At 44.8% G+C, this 19,496-nt stretch carries 20 protein-coding genes and 1 rRNA gene (1 of these 21 only partly in view); 2 read left to right on the forward strand and 19 right to left on the reverse strand.

Going from position 1 to position 19,496, the window contains the following annotated elements:
• The 6 genes from M3M36_RS02250 to gmk all read right to left on the reverse strand — a co-directional run.
• A 16S ribosomal RNA gene (locus M3M36_RS02250) occupies positions 1–1,386 on the reverse strand; it reaches 165 nt to the left of the window's first position.
• A gap of 540 nt (positions 1,387–1,926) precedes the next feature.
• Entirely contained in the window at positions 1,927–2,301 is a 375-nt protein-coding gene (locus tag M3M36_RS02255) for a hypothetical protein (RefSeq protein WP_252774236.1), read from the reverse strand.
• Between the two features lie 10 nt (positions 2,302–2,311).
• Positions 2,312–2,692 carry a CvfD/Ygs/GSP13 family RNA-binding post-transcriptional regulator gene (locus M3M36_RS02260; RefSeq protein ID WP_047974325.1) on the reverse strand — a complete coding sequence of 127 codons (381 nt, stop codon included), beginning with the start codon at positions 2,690–2,692 and terminating at the stop codon, positions 2,312–2,314.
• A gap of 47 nt (positions 2,693–2,739) precedes the next feature.
• On the reverse strand, positions 2,740–3,318 hold the full coding sequence (locus tag M3M36_RS02265; RefSeq protein ID WP_252774237.1) for a peptidylprolyl isomerase: 579 nt from the start codon (positions 3,316–3,318) through the stop codon (positions 2,740–2,742).
• 1 nt (position 3,319) lies between these two features.
• Complete coding sequence (rpoZ, locus tag M3M36_RS02270) at positions 3,320–3,535, reverse strand: DNA-directed RNA polymerase subunit omega (protein WP_252774238.1); 216 nt, start codon at positions 3,533–3,535, stop codon at positions 3,320–3,322.
• 11 nt (positions 3,536–3,546) lie between these two features.
• Positions 3,547–4,146 carry a guanylate kinase gene (gmk, locus tag M3M36_RS02275; RefSeq protein WP_252774239.1) on the reverse strand — a complete coding sequence of 200 codons (600 nt, stop codon included), beginning with the start codon at positions 4,144–4,146 and terminating at the stop codon, positions 3,547–3,549.
• Between the two features lie 280 nt (positions 4,147–4,426).
• Between gmk and M3M36_RS02280 the strand changes: the two genes are divergently transcribed.
• Entirely contained in the window at positions 4,427–4,756 is a 330-nt protein-coding gene (locus M3M36_RS02280; RefSeq protein ID WP_252774240.1) for a hypothetical protein, read from the forward strand.
• 53 nt (positions 4,757–4,809) lie between these two features.
• Here the strand turns inward: M3M36_RS02280 and M3M36_RS02285 are convergent, their stop codons facing one another.
• From M3M36_RS02285 to M3M36_RS02300, 4 genes are all read right to left on the reverse strand, one after another.
• Positions 4,810–5,892: a metaphase chromosome protein 1 gene (locus M3M36_RS02285; protein WP_252774241.1), complete on the reverse strand. Its 1,083-nt coding sequence runs from the start codon at positions 5,890–5,892 to the stop codon at positions 4,810–4,812.
• 15 nt (positions 5,893–5,907) lie between these two features.
• Positions 5,908–6,255, reverse strand: coding sequence for a hypothetical protein (locus M3M36_RS02290; protein WP_252774242.1), 348 nt, complete (start codon positions 6,253–6,255; stop codon positions 5,908–5,910).
• Positions 6,256–6,403: 148 nt separating this feature from the next.
• Positions 6,404–8,803 (reverse strand): endonuclease MutS2, encoded by a 2,400-nt coding sequence (locus tag M3M36_RS02295; protein WP_252774243.1) that lies wholly within the window; start codon positions 8,801–8,803, stop codon positions 6,404–6,406.
• A 19-nt stretch (positions 8,804–8,822) separates the two neighbouring features.
• Positions 8,823–9,344, reverse strand: a complete 522-nt coding sequence (locus M3M36_RS02300; RefSeq protein WP_252774244.1) for a CvpA family protein — start codon at positions 9,342–9,344, stop codon at positions 8,823–8,825.
• A 148-nt stretch (positions 9,345–9,492) separates the two neighbouring features.
• On the opposite strand from M3M36_RS02300, the gene rnhC reads away from it, so the two are divergent.
• Positions 9,493–10,443 (forward strand): ribonuclease HIII, encoded by a 951-nt coding sequence (rnhC, locus tag M3M36_RS02305; protein WP_252774245.1) that lies wholly within the window; start codon positions 9,493–9,495, stop codon positions 10,441–10,443.
• Positions 10,444–10,581: 138 nt separating this feature from the next.
• Here rnhC and M3M36_RS02310 read toward each other — a convergent pair whose 3' ends face one another.
• From M3M36_RS02310 to M3M36_RS02350, 9 genes are all read right to left on the reverse strand, one after another.
• A complete protein-coding gene (locus M3M36_RS02310; protein ID WP_252774246.1) occupies positions 10,582–10,887 on the reverse strand; it encodes a hypothetical protein in 306 nt (101 codons plus the stop codon).
• Between the two features lie 13 nt (positions 10,888–10,900).
• Positions 10,901–11,275 carry a DUF948 domain-containing protein gene (locus M3M36_RS02315; protein ID WP_252774247.1) on the reverse strand — a complete coding sequence of 125 codons (375 nt, stop codon included), beginning with the start codon at positions 11,273–11,275 and terminating at the stop codon, positions 10,901–10,903.
• A 131-nt stretch (positions 11,276–11,406) separates the two neighbouring features.
• Positions 11,407–12,963: a ribonuclease Y gene (rny, locus tag M3M36_RS02320; protein ID WP_252774248.1), complete on the reverse strand. Its 1,557-nt coding sequence runs from the start codon at positions 12,961–12,963 to the stop codon at positions 11,407–11,409.
• 208 nt (positions 12,964–13,171) lie between these two features.
• Positions 13,172–13,636 (reverse strand): SsrA-binding protein SmpB, encoded by a 465-nt coding sequence (smpB, locus tag M3M36_RS02325; RefSeq protein WP_252774249.1) that lies wholly within the window; start codon positions 13,634–13,636, stop codon positions 13,172–13,174.
• Between the two features lie 31 nt (positions 13,637–13,667).
• Positions 13,668–16,151 carry a ribonuclease R gene (rnr, locus tag M3M36_RS02330; protein WP_252774250.1) on the reverse strand — a complete coding sequence of 828 codons (2,484 nt, stop codon included), beginning with the start codon at positions 16,149–16,151 and terminating at the stop codon, positions 13,668–13,670.
• A gap of 71 nt (positions 16,152–16,222) precedes the next feature.
• On the reverse strand, positions 16,223–16,459 hold the full coding sequence (gene secG / locus M3M36_RS02335; RefSeq protein WP_047974310.1) for a preprotein translocase subunit SecG: 237 nt from the start codon (positions 16,457–16,459) through the stop codon (positions 16,223–16,225).
• A 52-nt stretch (positions 16,460–16,511) separates the two neighbouring features.
• Entirely contained in the window at positions 16,512–17,285 is a 774-nt protein-coding gene (locus tag M3M36_RS02340) for a TrmH family RNA methyltransferase (RefSeq protein ID WP_252774251.1), read from the reverse strand.
• Between the two features lie 17 nt (positions 17,286–17,302).
• Positions 17,303–18,238 carry a membrane protein insertase YidC gene (gene yidC, locus M3M36_RS02345; RefSeq protein ID WP_252774252.1) on the reverse strand — a complete coding sequence of 312 codons (936 nt, stop codon included), beginning with the start codon at positions 18,236–18,238 and terminating at the stop codon, positions 17,303–17,305.
• A gap of 153 nt (positions 18,239–18,391) precedes the next feature.
• Positions 18,392–19,495, reverse strand: coding sequence for a sensor histidine kinase (locus tag M3M36_RS02350; RefSeq protein ID WP_252774253.1), 1,104 nt, complete (start codon positions 19,493–19,495; stop codon positions 18,392–18,394).
• Position 19,496 lies beyond the last annotated feature (1 nt).

The following is a 19,496-nucleotide window of genomic DNA, read 5'->3' on the forward strand; positions in this document are numbered from 1 at the left end:
GTATTCACCGCGGCATGCTGATCCGCGATTACTAGCGATTCCGACTTCATGTAGTCGAGTTGCAGACTACAATCCGAACTGAGACGTACTTTAAGAGATTCGCTTACCCTCGCGAGTTCGCTGCTCGTTGTATACGCCATTGTAGCACGTGTGTAGCCCAGGTCATAAGGGGCATGATGACCTGACGTCGTCCCCGCCTTCCTCCGGTTTGTCACCGGCAGTCTGTCTAGAGTGCCCAACTGAATGCTGGCAACTAAACATAAGGGTTGCGCTCGTTGCGGGACTTAACCCAACATCTCACGACACGAGCTGACGACGGCCATGCACCACCTGTCACTTTGTTTCCGAAGAAAACAGCACTATCTCTAGTACCTTCAAAGGATGTCAAGACCTGGTAAGGTTCTTCGCGTTGCTTCGAATTAAACCACATGCTCCACCGCTTGTGCGGGTCCCCGTCAATTCCTTTGAGTTTCAACCTTGCGGTCGTACTCCCCAGGCGGAACACTTAATGCGTTAGCTTCGGCACTAAAGGGCGGAAACCCTCTAACACCTAGTGTTCATCGTTTACGGTGTGGACTACCAGGGTATCTAATCCTGTTTGCTACCCACACTTTCGAGCCTCAACGTCAGTTGCAGTCCAGTAAGCCGCCTTCGCCACTGGTGTTCTTCCATATATCTACGCATTCCACCGCTACACATGGAGTTCCACTTACCTCTACTGCACTCAAGTTCGACAGTTTCCAAAGCACTTCCACAGTTGAGCTGTGGGCTTTCACTTCAGACTTATCGAACCGTCTGCGCTCGCTTTACGCCCAATAAATCCGGATAACGCTCGGGACATACGTATTACCGCGGCTGCTGGCACGTATTTAGCCGTCCCTTTCTGGTATGGTACCGTCATGTAAAGATCATTTCCTACCCTTACCGTTCTTCCCATACAACAGTGCTTTACGACCCGAAAGCCTTCATCACACACGCGGCGTTGCTCCATCAGGCTTGCGCCCATTGTGGAAGATTCCCTACTGCAGCCTCCCGTAGGAGTTTGGGCCGTGTCTCAGTCCCAATGTGGCCGGTCAGTCTCTCAACTCGGCTATGCATCATTGTCTTGGTAGGCCTTTACCCTACCAACTAACTAATGCACCGCGAATCCATCAAAAAGTGGTCCAAACGGACCTTTTAACGTTCTGTCATGCGACAGCACGTTTTATACGGTATTAGCATCTGTTTCCAAATGTTATCCCCTGCTTTTCGGTAGGTTATTCACGTGTTACTCACCCGTTCGCCACTCGCTTGAAGAGTGCAAGCACTCTTCGCTGCGCGTTCGACTTGCATGTATTAGGCACGCCGCCAGCGTTCATCCTGAGCCAGGATCAAACTCTCATGTTAAAAGTTTGAAGATTGCTCTTCGATTAAACTGACTAGTTGCTATCTCTCGATAACGCCTATCCGTTTATTGTTTGTTACGAATTGACTTCGCAAATTTGTTTGTGACTACTTACCAAGTAGCCACCGTTACAGATTTGTTTGTTCAAAGTTTTGTTCAGTTTTCAATGTGCGATGCCTTGTTGGGCAACTCATTTATCTTACCTCAGCTGTGACCTAAAGTCAACAACTAATTTAGAAAGTTATTTGAGTTGCTTTGTTAGGGCAACTTGATTAGTTTATCAGGAATGTTGAAGCTTGTCAACAACTTTCTGATGAACTTTTATCAACTGCCGGTCATCTCTGACAACCAGCGCCTCGCTCGAAGCAGCTTTGCTTCGTAACGAACAATAATTAGTATAGCGCCTACCTGACTACTCGTCAATAGTTTTCTCGATGTTTTTAAATCGATTCTAAAAGGGCGAAAGATGAATTCTTTCGCCCTTTTATTAACGGATAAAATCCGAACGTTATTTTTATTAATCAGCGAATTGTCAATTAACATCAATTAGCATCAAAAGACGTGAATGTCGATGGCTGGATTGTCGTCAATAATTCACGGATTTCATCCGCACTCTTAAAGACCAGCTCCTTCGGTAACTGTTGCTGTAATGCCTGATAGTTAATCACATGAAAGGAATATAATGACTCGGCATGGCCTTCCTCTTCAACTGCAGTAGCCAGCTCACCCAAGCGCCAATCGTCAAAATTAGTTACACCGACCTTTTGAAAAGCGGACAAAATTGTTCCCAAAGAAGTTTTCTCCTCATGATGGTGAACCTTAACTGCCCAAAAATGATCACCAGTATCTTTTTGATGCACTAAAAAATAGGGAATATCGTGGTCATATGCAATAACCGTTGCTGCTACCATTGTCATCTAGTACTCCTCAGCTAATTCTTTTCTTTGCTTCCTCAATCCAACCTGGCAAGGCTAAAGCAATTGGTTCAAAACCGTAGTCCAAATGATAGTTCGTCCAGAAATGCCGTTTCACACTATTGTTCTTGATAATTGGCGTGTCTTTAAGTGGCATGATGCCAACTTGACGAAGGGAAAGCGAAATTTTACCAGTATACTGATCAATATCCAATACAATCACCTGTACCTGGTCACCGACTTTCAATTCCCCGTTCAAATCCTTGACAATCCCTGATTTGAACTCCGAAATATGAACCAAACCTTGAGTTTGCTCGTCTAATTTGATAAAGCCACCATAGGGCTGAATACCAGTAACGGTTCCTGTCACTAGCTGTCCAATTTTATAAGGCATCTTTTTTCTCCTACTGTCTTCATTATAGCAAAAAGCGCCCAACACTTTTAGTGAAGGACGACTTTTTCAATGATAATATCATCGATTGGGCGGTCAGCATAGTCAGCTTTTGCCTTAGCAATCTTATCGACAACATCCATCCCAGCCACAACTTGACCAAAGACAGTATGCTTGCCATCCAACCATGGGGTTCCCCCATTTTCTTGGTAGGCAGTTTGAATTTCATCAGGTAATCCCTTGAGGGCTGCCTCCATTTGCTTAGGAAAATGACTCGCCTGAACAATGAAGAACTGTGATCCGTTTGTCTTTGGTCCAGCATTAGCCATTGATAAAGCGCCACGGAGGTTAAACAAGTCATCTGAGAATTCATCCTCAAAGGGCTTACCCCAAATACTTTCACCACCACGACCAGAACCATCAGGGTCTCCCCCCTGAATCATAAAATCAGGAATCACTCGATGAAAGATAACGCCATCGTAATAACCTTCCTTGGCATGGGTCAAAAAGTTTTCAACCGCCTTGGGTGCTTGTTCTGCAAAAAAAATCAGGTCAATATTACCATAGTTGGTTTGCAGAGTGGCTTGTGCCTCTTGCGCCGCCAAATCTAACTGCGGAAAATCAACCATCTTATTCCCCTTCGTCCTGAACAACGGGGTTAATCACAACATCACCCGCCTCAACTTCTTCTAAAGCTTGTCCGACTGATTTATTGGAATCAAACTTAACCTTCGTTGCTGGCATCCCGGCATCCAATTCACGGGCGCGCTTTGAAGCCAAGGCAATCAACTTATACCGTGAATCAACTCGTTCTAACAGCTTATCTACTGATGGATACAATAACATGTGCTACTCCTTTAGTCCGCAATTTGGTCAAATACCCGGTTAACCTTCAAACGTTCAGCAGTAATAATTGCCTTAATTCGGTCAACGGCTAACTCGACGATATCATTCTCAACGGCGTAATTATAATTAATCATCTTTTTCAATTCGTCCTTAGCAGCTTCAACGCGTTGGTCGATGACTTCAGGCGAATCAGTCCCCCGCCCCTCTAAACGAGTGCGGAGATTTTTAATATCAGGTGGAGTCAGAAAAATATAAACCCCTTCTGGCATTTTCGTCTTCACTTGTAAAGCCCCTTGAACGTCGATTTCCAAGAAAACATCCTTACCAGAAGCTAAAGTTTCATCAATGAAAGAACGTGGCGTTCCATAGTAATTACCGACATATTCGGCATATTCCAACATGTCGCCTGCCTGAATCTTTTCTTCAAATTCATCACGGGAAACAAAGAAGTAATCCTGGCCGTCCACTTCACCAACTCGTGGCTTACGAGTTGTTGCTGAAATGGAATAACGGAAATCCACACCGTCATCTTCAAAGATTGCCTTACGAACTGTTCCTTTTCCGACACCAGATGGGCCTGAAAGGACGATTAACAAACCACGTTGTGTCATGCTCTTCCTCTTTAACATCAAAATCTACTTTAATGTTTGTATTTTACCAGAATTTTTCCCATTATTCAACGATAGCCTCAAGTGGTCATTCATTTTCCAGCCTAATTCTGACCTTCCTGTAGCCAATTTAGAAAGCCTGTTCGCCTAACGATAATAAAGGAAAAACAGCTTTAAATCAACCCCAAACTAGTTCTTAACAAAAATTTAACCAGGAAAAGCACTTGCAAAACCAAACGTTTGTTCGTATACTAAAGTCAACAGTGAAAGAGGAGGCGGTCTCATGCAAGTCAATCTTGATAACCGTACTTATTACAATCAAATCATTAAGCAAGGCAAGCATGTTTTTGCCCGCTTACGCGAACACTTTGCTGTCGTTCCATTGAAACAGCAACAAAATAGTCAAGAACTCATTACGCGCTTAGAGTTGGCCATTAATTTACAAGAACCCGTTGACGTCCAGATGAACTATGGCTTTGACCAAGAACAAATTCAGGACTTTCATGGCGTCCTATCTCAGACACCAGCCGGTGCTTTGTTAATTCAGGATCAAAAGACGAAGCAAATTCATCAATTGATGCCAGACCTTTTGCGCCATATCTCGTTTTCATAATTCTGCTAAAAATGCCTGTTGGTTTTCATTGAAGACCAACAGGCATTTTTTGTCTATTTTTCTATAACTAGCTCTTCAACGTCAGCAACCGTTAGCTGGCCAAGAAGCTTGTTCAAGGCAGCGACATCCAAGTAATGATCAACGCCGGCCAAGCCAGCTTCCATCTTCTTAAAGTTCGTCACAGCCTTCTTGCTAGCCAAGAACTGCAGGTAGCGAGTGATTTCGCCTCCTAAGCCATCCAATGAGTCGAAAACAGGTTGCCAATACTCAAAGAGATTCTCTTTGATAAAGGTAGCAATCAAGCTGGCCGTCCATTGGTGATGGTCAGCCTGGAACCTTTCAGCCAAGCCCTGATGCAGGGACTGTAAAAGATCCATTTCCTGGTCCGAGACGACCCCAGCAGTTGATGTCTTTTGGAAGGTTGCCACCATCCGCTTTCCAAAAGCGATTTCTTCTTGGACTTGGTCTGCCGTTAAAGCAGGTGTTAAAGGTTTTGCATCAGCATTTTTTAACTCAGGTAAGGTAACCGTTAAGCCACGAAAGACCTCCTGAATCGTTTCCAAGTCAAAGTCATCGGCATCCCCATTTTGCTTTAAGAATTTAAATTGCAGGTCGTCAATTGCTGATGATTCGTTCATCAGCTTGGCAACATCCTGACCCTGGAAGCGGAAGTAATTAACTGCCATTACCGTTCGCATAATCATTTTCCAAAAGTTTGGATCAAACTTAGTCGTTTGCACACCATAGCGTGGTGAAACCTGCCCTTCCTTGGCCAAAAAGGCTTGGATATCATACAAAACTGGCGTCAACAAAACAAAGTAGCGCCAATCTCGATCAGTTGACTGGACCAATGCGGCTTGCATCGCTTCGTTTAAGTTGACAATCACCCGTTCATCACTAGTAAAGGCAGAGAAATTCTGCTGCACCATGGTGGCAATCAAGTCATCCAAGAAGAATGAAGCCGCTTCAAAGACTGCTGGCTGGTAGGCGTTATTCTTGGTCAAAAAGAACCGTGCTCGCAAGAAACCGGCAAATTCATTGTAATCAAATGGTGCTAACTTCTTATTTTCACGAAACTTGTGCTTTGTATTTTGATGTTTAAATGCTTTAATTTGTGCTGACTTCCCTTGTTTCACAATCGGCCTCCTACCTTAAATCGATAAATCGAGTTGATAACGTCCATGACCAAACTCACGTAGTTTAAATTGGAAAATCTGTTCCTTACGCTCCAAGTTTGGCGTTTGCACCTTAGCCTGCAAGTCACCCTCAAGCTCCGCAACTTCAATGGCCTGGTTAATAGCAGACATAACTGGTGCAAAACTCTTTGGGTCCGCGGAGGCGTAAAAGAGCTCTGCATTCCCATAAGTATTTGAACGACGAACTAGGTTGACGGACACTTTAAAGCGGTTGGCCTCAAAGACCAAGTGGTTATAGTTAAAATCATGTGCGTATAAAAATAGTGCGGATAAAAATTCTCCGGCTGGGTACTTATCAGACATATTGTCTTCCCTTCTCGTTCTTTTTGGTAATCGGTACCTGGTTAAGTAATACATTCCTAGCATCAGGAATAAGCACGCCTGTCATCAACCAAGACCACATTTATTGGCCTGCAGCAAAGCTGATTTTTAACCTGGTCAAAATCAGGTCTTAGCGTAAGGTCACAATTGTAGCACCATCTCCGCCGGCATTGGCGGAGGCAAAATGAAAGTCCTTAACCCGGCAGTCGGACCGGAGAAAATCAGTGACTCCCTTCCGCAATGCCCCGGTCCCCTTCCCGTGAATAATCTCCACTGAGGAAAGATTGGCCAAAACCACCGTATCCAGATATCGGTCCAAATCAGTAATAGCCGCCTCATAGCGCACGCCACGGAGGTCAAGCTTCGCCTGAACACGGCCCGTTGCTGAGCCACTGTGAGCCGTCTTGGAAACCTTTTGTCGGTGCTGCTTTTGCTTTTCTTTTTGAGCTTTGGCAGTTGCTTCAGTCTTCGTGAGGTCATCCTCATCAACTAACATCTTTAAGATGCCTAATTGAACTTCCCACTGACCCTTCTTATGCTTTTTCACCAAGGTTCCCTGCTGGTTATAAGATTGAACCACCACATCATCCCCGGGAGCAAGCACCTTAGCTTTTTTGGCCTTCTGGAGAATTTTATTTTTCTCCAAATGGTCACTTTGATGCAAGGAAGAAATTGCCTGTTTTTGCTTTTGCAGATCCTGCTCGGACAAACCAGCTTTTTGGCCACCGGCCAAGCGCTCTTTACGAATAGCCTTAATTAACTGGTCAGCCTCTTTTTTGGTTTTCGCAACCAGGTGGTTGGCTTCCTTTTTGGCATCCAGCATGACCTTGGCCTGATTTTGCTCCAACTTTAATGTCTTTTCTTCTAGGAGCGATTGTTCACTTTGAACTTGAGCAGTCTTTTTTGCCAAATCAGCTCGCTCACCCTTGGCCAATTGGCGCTGATCAACCAAGTCCTGAATCATCTTATTCAGATTTTGGTCCTCTGGATTAACCAATGACTGGGCATCTGCTAACAACTCATCGTCAAAGCCTAAGCGCTTGGCAATCGCTAAGGCATTCGATTGGCCTGGTACACCAATTAAGAGCTGGTAAGTTGGCTTGAGCGTCTCGACGTCAAAGACCATTGAGGCGTTTTCCGTTTCTGGGCGGTCATAACCGTAAAGCTTCAATTCTGGATAGTGGGTCGTGGCGATGGTTTTGGCCTGCAAAGACCGGGTTCGATCCAAAATAGCCATGGCCAAGGCGGCCCCTTCTTGAGGGTCTGTTCCGGCTCCCAATTCATCAAAGATGACCAACGAGCGGTCATTTGTTTGCTGCAAGATTTGCTTGATGTTCGCCATATGTGAAGAGAACGTGGATAAGTTCTGCTCAATTGACTGTTCATCCCCAATATCAGCAAAAATCTGCTCAAAGACCGCCACTGTTGATGGCCGACTAGTCGTAATAAAGAGTCCCGACTGAGCCAACAGTTGCAAGAGTCCCAACGTTTTGATGGTAATTGTTTTTCCACCGGTGTTAGGCCCGGTAATAATCAATGTCTGGTAGTCAATGCCAAGACTGATATCGTTTTTAACAGCCTTGTTTTCCCCAATCAGCGGATGCCAAGCGTGGTTTAAGGCAACCGATTGGTCAGTTGACAACGCTGGTGCCTGCGCATTTTGGCTTTTAGCTAACCGTGCCTTAGCATTGGCAAAATCCAACTGGCCCAAAATCAATGCATTGGTTACCAGATCTTCACTATGCAAGGCCAATTCAGCTGAAAGTTCAGCTAAAATCCGGTTTTCCTCAGCTCGAGCCAAAACATTTAATTCTGACCACTCGTTGGCTAATTCAACAACCACTTGCGGTTCAATGTAATAAGTTTGCCCACTTTGACTTTGGTCATGAACAACACCCGGAATTTGGTGCCGGTATTCGGCCTTCACCGGCAAAACATAGCGGTCGGACCGCTTTGTGACAATCGGTTCCGAGAGATACTGGGCTGATTTTCCCCGGGTATACCCTTGTAATTTTTGTCGGATAGCATTCTCATGCCCCGTCATTCGTCGTCTCAGACTTGAAAGCAAAGAGGAGGCAGTATCCAATACTTGGCCGGTCTCATCGATGGCCTGGTCGACCTGAGCCGTTAACTCCGGCAAAAGTACCAAGTTAGCTGCTTTAGCAGCCAGGTGGTCAACTGAACCAGCTAAATCATCATCCTGAATACCTTCAAAGAAATGAACAATCGCGGCAGTGGCGGTTAGCACCTGGGCCAAACTAACAATCTCTGCCCCATTCAAGCTTGCCTGGATTTCCAAGCGACGAACCTGATCTTTAATATCCACTAAGGCTGGCAACAACATGCCACCTTTCAATCGATCAATCAAGACAGCCTCATTGGTTTCTTGCAACCAGGCAGACACTTGGTCAAAATCAGAAGATGGTTGCAAGTGGTCAACTAAGACCCGGCCTTGTTCTGTCTGAATAAAGGGGTATAACTGGTCTTTTACCTTTTCATATTCTAATGTCTGTAAGACTTTTTCATTCATACTGTTTGTTCCTTATTATTTAAAGCCACCATTGATAAATCTGATTCGAAAGAATCGGCATGGTGTTCAAAAACTGATTTAAAATCGGACTTTGGCTAAACTGCATTTGCAGCCAAGCATTGGGGACAACCGACAAGACTTGCAAAACCACAAAGCTTAAAACCACTCCGATTCCCAGATACAAGATACCACCCAACAAACCATCAAGTGCCCCTAAAATTGGCAACCGGCGGATAAAGCGAATTGGGCGTAATAGATAATGGCTAACAAAGGAGCCCAGGATCATCACGACCATAAAGGCCAGACCCGATGATAAGAACTGAGTTCCTTGGTGAGAAATTTCTTCTGGCACGCCCGGACGAGAGAACTGTCCCGAAACCCAGTTGGAAAAAAGATCAGCGAGTGGCTTAGAGTAAACCGTGGCCATGTAAAAAACTAAAGCAAACACAGCTAAACGAGCCAAAACATGGACCAAACCTTCCCGATAACCGGACAGGGCCATGAGAAAAATTACAACAACAAAAATCAATGAAAGAATCATTTCCAAGCTCCTATTTTGGCGCAATTCTATCTGGCTCTCCCCTGACCAAATGCGCACAATTCACATACTTAATAAGGTCAATTATACCATTAAAACTGCTATAATTAAGTGGTTACTACCCCATTTACCAAGAAGAAAGCGGGCTTCAATGCAAAGCGTACTATCCTTGTCAAAGGCAACCATTAAAAAATGTCAGGACTACTATGCTGGTCACCTGAAAGCAACCGCACCGACTGGCGCGCTCTTTCAGGCCCAAACAAATGAAACAACCATCACAGCTTACCATTCCGGTAAAGTCCTCTTCCAGGGTGCAAATGCTAGTCAAGAAGCTAGCCGATGGGCCAATCAGCAATTAGACCTCAATAAAAAGGGGGAAAAAAGAGTCAAGGTGAGACCTCAACACGATCAACCTGGCCAAAATCTTCCTGCTGGTTTTCAAAATTGGAGTGTCATTGGTTCTGATGAAGTTGGCGCCGGAGCCTACTTTGGCCCACTAACAACAGCAGCTGTCTATGTTCCCAAAGATCAAAATGCTTGGGTCAAAAGTCTCGGTATCGCTGATTCTAAGACGCTTACCGACGAAAAGATTAAGAACCTCGCGCCAAAAATTATCGACCGCCTTCCCCATCACGTCGTCAACCTGATGCCGGATAAGTACAACCAATTACAGCAAAGTAAACAAAACGTGGTGGCAATGAAGGCTCTTTCGCACAACTTTGTCTTGGCAACTGTCTTAAAAAAAATCAGTCCTGCAAAACCGGATGGCTTCTTAATCGACCAATTTGTAGCCCCCAACTCTTATTTTCACTATTTGAAAAAGAACCAGCAAAAGCCAATCGTAGCAGATCAAGTCTACTTCAGCACCAAGGGTGAGCGCTACCATCTTGCAGTGGCGGCAGCTTCAATTCTAGCCCGCTACGTCGAACTGATTTCGATGGCCGAGCTGAGCCAAGAAGCCGGTATTCACCTACCAATCGGTGCTGGTAAGGAAGCAGACCGCGTCGCTAGTCAACTCATCAAAGAAGGAAAAGATTTGAGTCACTTTGCCAAGGTTCATTTCGCCAACACCCAAAAGGCTCAAAAATTAGCCCAAGAGTAAATGCTGCTCATTGCTGGTCAAGGGCTCAAGGACACTTAGGATTGAAAAATAAAACAATCACCCATGACCACTCTATCCCAGCCAACATTTTACTGAAAAGAAAACCACTAAGCAGAATTACTTGCCTAGTGGTTTTCTTTACTTGTCATCGTTTAAGGACAAGTCGTGTTCACTAATTTCAATATCGTTGCGGTCCTGATCTTCTTGATCAACAACTTGATTTGCCAGTTCTACTTTCTTAGCAGCCAAACTTTCCTTAGCTTTCGAAACATAGGGCGCCAAATTATCTTGAACGCGACTAGCAGCCTGCTTGGCCTGGTCGGCCTTAGCCTGAACCTTTTGCTTAAGTTCATCCTTTTGGTCTTCATGCAACAACTTGTAGGCAGCGGTAACACCAAGGCCAAACAAGAAACCGGCAAAAATACCATTCGTTGCTTTTGACATAGCAATTCCTCCGTTACTTTTTATTTTTTTTAGAGAAGAGACCGAAAACCTTCGACAATGCTAACGTAGCACCAGCCTTTGAAATTGTTCCCATCCCCGCTAAGTTATTCGATGCCTTACGAACCGAACCATTCAAATCTGACACTGTCTGTGATAAATCAGCAGCAGTCTGAACAGTAACATCTAGCGTTGCCATCTTATCGTTGACATCATCCAACAATATATTTGTGTTCGCCAAAACCTCGTTAGAAGAGCGAGCGATGGTATCAATATCAGTTGTTAAAATGCTGACCGATCGCGTTAAGCGCAACAAAAAAATTCCGATAAAAACAACTAAAAGCAAAAATGCTAAGGCAAAAATTAAAATTGAAAGTTCCCCAATAGTCATAAAGTAAGATTCTCCTCTCGTTTCATTAAAGAACAGATGACTTGTTTTTATTGTAGCAGACTTAAACCATTATTGCAGGCTCAGACCTGAATTTAGTCCCTCAAATAGAAAAAGCCCCAAGGGGCTTTTCATTAACGCGCGTAATCAACTGCTCTAGTTTCTCGAACAACCGTCACCTTGACGTGACCTGGATATTCAAGTTGTTCTTCGACTTCGGCCTTAATATCATGGGCCAAAACCGTTGCTTGAATGTCGGTCACTTTGGCAGGCTCAACAATCACACGAACCTCCCGACCGGCTTGGATAGCATAGGCTGATTTGACACCCCGATAACCATCCGCAATATTTTCAAGGTCAGTCAGACGCTTGACGTAGTTTTCCAGCGATTCCGAGCGAGCACCCGGACGAGCAGCGGAAATTGCATCCGCTGCTGCGACCAAGTCAGCTAGTGGTGAAATTGCCTCCGTATCGCCGTGGTGGGCGGCAATGGCATTCACAACCACTGGTTTTTCCTGATACTTTTCAGCTAAACGAACGCCTAGTTCTACGTGAGAACCTTCAACTTCCGCATCAACAGCCTTACCAATATCATGTAAGAGACCAGCACGCTTTGCTTGTGCAACATCCATTTTAAATTCGGCAGCCATCAAACCGGTGATCTTTGCTACCTCAATTGAGTGTTGCAAGACGTTTTGCCCGTATGATGTCCGATAATTCATTCGACCAATTAACTTGATTAAGTCTGGGTGCAAGCCACGCAGTCCTAGTTCAAAGACAGCCTCTTCACCCTTTTGACGAATATTTTCATCCATTTGGCGACGCGCCTTTTCAACAGCTTCTTCAATCTTGGCTGGATTAATTCGCCCATCAGAAATCAAAGCCTCTAAGGCGTTTTTAGCAATTTGGCGACGTAGGGGATCAAACCCTGACAAGACGACTGACTCTGGTGTATCATCGATAATCAAATCAATTCCAGTCAATGCCTCAAGCGTTCGAATGTTGCGGCCTTCACGACCAATAATTCGACCCTTCATCTCCTCACCAGGTAAGTTCACAACAGAAACTGTGACATCTGAAACAGTGTCAGCAGCTGAACGCTGGATTGCTTCCACGACCACGTTTCTTGCCCGTTTTTCGCCTTCACTTTTAGCATCAATTTCATACTCTTGAATCAGTGCTGCTCGTTCACGATCCAACTGAGCACTCGTTTCGGCTAGGATTTGCTCCTTCGCCTGTTCTCGAGTTAATGCCGCAATTTCCTGCAACTTCTCTTCTTGTGCAGTCAAAGTAGCCTGCGCAGCATCAGCCTTTTTTGTGGCTTTTTCTAACTGGCTTTGCACCTGGTTTTCTTTTTGAATCAGCGAAGCATCTCGCTGGTTCAAAGTTGCGTCTTTTTGGTCCAAAGTATCTGTCCGATCCTGCAGACGGGTTTCCTGGGCTTCAACCTTTTTTTCCCGCCCCGACAGTGATTCAATCACCTCATGACGGTACTTTTGGGCCAAGTCCTTGGCGTCAACTTCTGCATCCCGTTTAATACTTTTGGCTTCATCATTTGCTTGTTTTAAAATGTTTGCTGCAACCTGCTTGGCGTTATTTAAGCGCATCTTGTCTAAGATGCGTTTTACAAAATAGCCACCAGCCAAGCCGATTATCAAAGCAAAGAATGCTGAAATAATAATCATACCCATCGTATTTTCTTCCTTTCAGCAGTGAATTTTTTCTCAATTCACAGTTCTAGTATAGACAAAAATAGTCTTTGGGTCAATTAGAAAAGAGAATGTCTTTTTCTTGTTTTTTTAATCAAATATTTTAAAAAGCTTCGATAAAATCAAAACAAAAGTACCATTAATCAAAACAGGTCTGTTCTTAAATGCCATCAGAACAGACCTGGTATGCTTAATTTTTAAAACGACGATTTAAGTCACGTTCCTGGTCGCGCTTTTTAATCGATTGTCGCTTGTCATATTGCTTTTTTCCATGACCGACACCAATTAAAACCTTAGCAAAGCCACGTTTCAGGTAGACCTTTAAAGGCACAATTGTTACCCCGGATTCCTTCGCTAATCCGTTTAATCGCGCGATTTGCTTTTTGTGCAAAAGTAACACCCGGTTACGCAAAGGATCAACATTAAATTGATTACCATTTTCATAGGCCGCAATGTGAACGTTGGTGAGGATGGCTTGACCGTTATTAACGGTCACAAATCCATCGCCAATCGTAATTTGACCGGCTCGAACTGATTTAATTTCAGTTCCAGTCAAAACAACTCCAGCCTCCATGGTTTCTTCAATTGCGTAGTTAAAGCGAGCCTTGCGGTTTTGCGCCAGGGCTGGATCGTCTTTGATTTTCTTTTTGGCCATCCGCCTTCCCTTCTGCAAATCTTAAAACTGCTTACTTTCGATGGTTAACCTTAAATTGATGCTTACTGTTACTTGAGCCACCCTTTTTTTGGCCCGGCTTAACTGATCGATTCGCATTATGACCATTAGTACCACGATTACGTTGTTGGCTACCAGCCGTCTTCTGGCCATTTTGTTCGCCAGGATGCCGGTTATCACCAGCAGCATGATGATTGGAACCATGACCATTAGACTTCTGGTGAGAGCCATGGCCGTGACCAGCGCCCTTATTCTGTCCACCACGACGGTTGCCCCGACCATTGCGATCACGGCCAAACTTGCCCTGATTTTGTTGCGGTACTCGAATATCAGTTGTTGGCGCTGCTTCAGGATTCAAGAGAACAAAGTCAACGGTTGATTCTTCCTTATTGGCACGAATTACCTTGATTTTTACCTTTTGACCAATCTGGAAAATATGGTGCTTTGACCGACCAATTAAAGCAGCGTGTTTTTCATCATACTCATAGTGGTCATCGGTTAGGTTTGAGATGTGAACCAAACCTTCGACTGTGTTTTCCAAGGAAACAAAGAGACCAAACTTGAGAGCGGCATTCACGACACCATCAAATTCCATGCCAACCTTATCTTCCATGTACTCAGCCTTCTTCATTGAGTCAACCAATCGCTCCGTATCGATGGCTCGACGTTCACGGGTTGAAGTATCAATCCCGATTTGTCCCAATGACGAGGCATACTTTTCTTGTGCTTCAGCACCCGTTCCGTTTTTGGCATACCACTTAATCAAACGATGCACTGTTAAGTCAGGATAACGTCGGATGGGTGAAGTGTAGTGCGTATAGTAATCAGCACCCAAGCCAAAATGACCGAGTGGTTCTGGTGAATACTTGGCCTGCTTCATTGCTCGCAGCATCATCGTTGAAATCATTTGCTCTGCTGGATCATCTTTAACTTGGTCCATCAAAGTCTGTAACATCATTGGTGTCACCTTAGCCGGATCGCCCTTAACAGGGTGCCCCAAGGCCTTAGTAAACTCGAAAAAGGACTGTGCGCGTTCTTGGTCAGGCACTTCGTGAATCCGATAAAGGAAAGGAACTTTCAGACGGTCGTAATGTTCAGCCACAGTTTCATTGGCGGCCAACATAAATGATTCAATCATCCGTTCGGCTGTGCCCCGTTCGCGGACAACCACGTCAATTGCCTTCCCATTCTCATCAACGACAATTGAGGCTTCTGGTGTATCGAATTCAATCGCACCACGACGAACACGCTTTTGGTACAAAATTTGGTGTAACTCACCCATTTGATCAAACATATCGGTCAAACCACTGTATTCTTCCCGAGTCTGATCATCACCGGCCAAGATTTCATTCACAGCCGTATAGGTCATTCGTGCATGAGAACGAATGACTGATTGCTTAATTTCATGGTTAACAACCTGACCTTCTCGGTTAATTTCCATTTCCACGGACATCGCCAAGCGCTTGACATCTGGGTTCAAAGAAGCAATCCCGTTTGACAATTTTTGAGGCAACATCGGAATCACTCGGTCCGTCAAATAGACAGATGTTCCCCGGTTGTAAGCTTCCTGATCCATGGCTGAGCCTGGACGCACATAATGCGAAACATCCGCAATATGGACACCAAGGTGGTAGTTACCATTATCCTTTTTCCATACCACAACAGCATCGTCAATATCTTTGGTATCGGCACCATCAATCGTTACCAATGGTTGGTCCGTGATGTCTTGACGACCCTGATAATCTTCTTCTAAAACTTCATTTGGAATTGCATCAGCCTCAGCCATTACCTCATCAGGGAAATGATTTGGCACCTTCTTATTTTCAACAATTTGCATGATGTCCATGCCGGGTTCGTTTTCATAACCCAAAATCTGGGTCACAGAAACTAAGAGTTGCTTGGGATGAATACGGTCAGCAAAGCGGTCAACTTCTGCCACCACTACCTGACCGTCGTGCAAGTCTAAACCATCTTTAGCTTTTTGCACCAAAACCTGGTAAGAACCAGCCTTCTTATCGTTTAAACGAATTTGGCCCAGCGTACCCTCTTGCTGCGATCCTGCCGTATAAATACCAACAAGGCGTTGGTAGGCGTGATCAATAATTTCTTCAACACGGCCCTCAGGACCACGGTCTTCGGACTGTGCCGGTTTCACCATCGAAACGCGAACAGTATCACCTTGCATTGCCTGTCCAGTATTGTCAGGGGCGATAAAGTAGTCAGGTAAGTTTTCATCATAGCGGACAAAGCCAAAGCCTTTATCATTGGCCTTGAATTCTCCTTCAATTTCACCGCTGACTGCTTGGTATTGGTAAGCATCGTCCACCTGCTTAGCCGTCTTAGCAACGACCATTTGGTCCAAAACCCCCACTACCTGTCTGTAGCCGGCTGCATCATTCATGCGCAGACCATCAGCCAAATTCTGTGCCGTAAAGGCCTGAGTTGAATTGGCCTTCAAAAAGCCCGCGATTTGTTCTTTTAATTGCTTTAATTCCATTATTTTCTTAATGTTCTCCTAAAAATGGTAAATAAAAAATCAGTCTACAAAAAAGTAAACTGACCTTTCAATTAATGAGCGGCAATATACATCAAGGCCAAGGCAATAATGAACCAAATGGCTCCCAAAATGGTTGTTGCCCGACGCAGCACGGCTTCAAAGCCGCGTGACTTTCGCTCGGTAAATAAATCGGCTGCCCCACCAGACAAAGCTGACAAAGCATCCTGTTGTTTGCTGGGCTGCATCATGACTGTCACGACTAACAGAAAACCGACAACCAGCAAAAGGATGGTGAGAATATTCGTCACAATGACCGCCTCCACTCGCTATTTCATCTTTCTTAGTATAGCAGAACTTGCCTTAATTTCCAAGGCTCAGCCGGAACATCAAAATACCGCCAGCCACGGCAACGTTCAATGATTCTGCTTGACCCAAAATTGGAATGTAGAGGTTAGCCGTTGTCTGCTTGGCTAATTCTTTATTAATCCCTTGGCCCTCATTTCCAACAATCAAGGCACCCGCTGACAAACCTTGAATTTCTTGGTATGGCTTGGCTTGGTCGTTCAACTCAGAACCGTAAACAGGCAAGTTATTGTTTTCAAAGGCAGCGATCCAGTCATTCAAGTCGCCTTGCAAAACTTCCAAATGGAAGTGGGAACCCTGCATGGCACGAACGACCTTCGGTGCGTAAGCATCAGCAGTGTCCTGACCCAAAACAACTCCCTTAAAGCCAGCAGCATCCGCTGTTCGAATTAAGGTACCAACGTTGCCTGGATCTTGGATGGCATCCAAGAAAAGCCAAAGACCGTCATGGACATAAGTCGGATCAAAAGTCTTTTCGGGTAAGGTTACTTCGGCAAAGATTCCCTGGGGTGTCTTTGACCCAGCAATATGGGCAGCAACTTCCTTTGAAATTTCAAAAGCCGGCACACCATGGGGAACATCTGGCAAGTGTTCTGCCATCTGCTCTTCTGTTGCCATAATCGCGTGGAACTTTGCCCCCGCTTTGATAGCCTCCTGCACTAAGTGCCAGCCATCAAGCAAGTAAGTCTTTTGCTCAAGCCGTCCCTTTTTGGTGGCTAACTTGGCCCAAGCTTTCACCTTGGCATTTTGTTTGGATAAAATTCGTTCCATTATCTGTCCTTTATTAATTATTTCTCGTTACGGCGTTGTTGCTTACCGGCATTTCGTCGGCCCTGGTCATCATCTGTTACATCTCGTGGTCGCAAGTCTTCCGGCCGAACACGACTCTGATTTGCTCCAAAAGCTGACGAAGCCGTTTGGCTCAACAAATCATCAGCCGTCTTCTTGAGAACAAAGTTCTTGTTCACATCGTCCTCTAACTTAGCATACAGCAAATGCACGATGAATGCTTGCAAAACAACGGTAATTCCACCAACAATAAAGTAAAGACCCAAGGCCCCAGATGAAATCAGGGTAATTCCCGCAATCATCACTGGTGAAATCCACAGCATCTGTCCGGCTGTCTTTTTTTGCTCAGCTGGCATGTGGATCAATGACAAGTATGCTTGAGCAGCATAAATCACAAAGACGATCAATGACAGCAAGATGGCAGGCTTTGACAAGGGCAACCCAAAAAAGGTAGCCGTCTTCAGGCCATTGGCATGTTGGATAGCCAGGTACAAACCAGAAAAGATTGGCAATTGAATTGCCATCGTTAACCAGGAAATTCCACCGGTCATCGAAACACCATTTTCACGATACAAGGTCATTGAAGCCATTGAAGCCGCTTGCTGCTCTTCTGGGGTCTTGCCACTCTTCACAGCCGCTTGAACCTTTTCCAATTCTGGTCGCAACTTCTGCATTTTTAATGATGACTTTGTCGTGTTAATTTGTTGGTTAACAAAGATTGGCAACAGAATTAAACGAATAATCGCTGTTAAGATAATAATTGCCCAACCAATGGCGTTCACACCACCAACCCACTTGGCAATCTCCGTCAAAATGTGGGCAATTGGTGTTGACACAAACCGATACATCCGACCATGAACGCCGTAACCACCGGTCATTAGGTAGATATCTAACAGGACAAACAAAATCGTGAATGTCCGCTTTGCTGATTTCATGAAAAAATTCCTCTTTTAATAATTTAATTAGTCTTAGATATTATAACAAGAATGTTCGCGAAAAACTTTCTTTTCTGAAAGCAAATAAAAAAGACTCGTTTGGCAACAGGTTACAGCTTCCTAAAAATTGGAAGTTAATAGCCAATCAGCCAATCAGTCTTTTTGATGGTTATCTGTTTCCCTAACTAGCGGGAAGCGCAATCGGAAAACCGAGCCGGATCCAAGCGCTGATTCAACCTGAACCTGGCCACCATAGGCAGCGACCATCTTTTTCACGATGCTCAAACCCAGACCATTTCCACCAGTTTGGTGTACCCGGGCCTTATCGACACGATAAAAGCGGTCAAAAACGCGATCCAAGTCTTCAGCAGCGATTCCTTGACCAAAATCTTGCACGCCAATATCGACCCAAGATCCAGATTCGGCCAAAGCTAGGTGAACCTCCTTACGGTCAGTTGAATATTTCAGAGCATTATCAATCAAAATAATGAGGAGCTGCTCCAAATGATCCGAACGAACTGCCACTTCAGCTGGTGCCCCCAAAGCATTATCCAATGTCCAAGAAAAATCAGGATGAACCATCTGCAAGTCGTGGTAAACCCGTTCCAAAACTGGTGTCACCTCTGTCTTTTCGGGCTGACTGCTGACCGTTAAGTTTTCGGCTCGGGTCAACATCAACATTTCGTTGACCAAGGTTTCCATCCGCGAAATTTCAGACAATGAAGAGTGAATTGAATCCTCTAGGACCTCTGGATCATCCTTTCCCCACCGTTCCAACAACTCCAAGTGCCCCTTGACGATGGCCACCGGTGTCCGCAATTCATGCGAGACATCTGAAACGAAATCCTGCTGCGCGTGAATAAGACCCTGGACCTTGTCCATTGTCTCGTTTTGCACCTGCCCCAAGTCATTCAGTTCCCTATTATAGGCAACCGGCTTGACTCGTTGCTCTGTTACTGGGTCCTCTTCAAAAGAGAGCATCGTTTCTTGTAACTTTTTAACTGGGCGCACTAAAAATTGAGCCAAAATCCAAGACAAGCAAATCGTCCAAATCACAGCGACAACGACCAAAAAAGCCCACCAATGGCTCAACTTCTCAATCGTTTCACCATGAATATTTGGCCCTAAAATCAAGTCCAAACAAAATAGGATTACGACTAACAATAGTAAAAACCCCACCGACAAGGCCAGCGTCAATAACGTCTGGATTGAAAGGGTCGGTGAGACAGCTTTTGTTTTCTGCTTGCTTGCTCTCATC

Source organism: Fructobacillus americanaquae, from assembly GCF_024029775.1.
In the GTDB taxonomy this organism is placed as follows: domain Bacteria; phylum Bacillota; class Bacilli; order Lactobacillales; family Lactobacillaceae; genus Fructobacillus; species Fructobacillus americanaquae.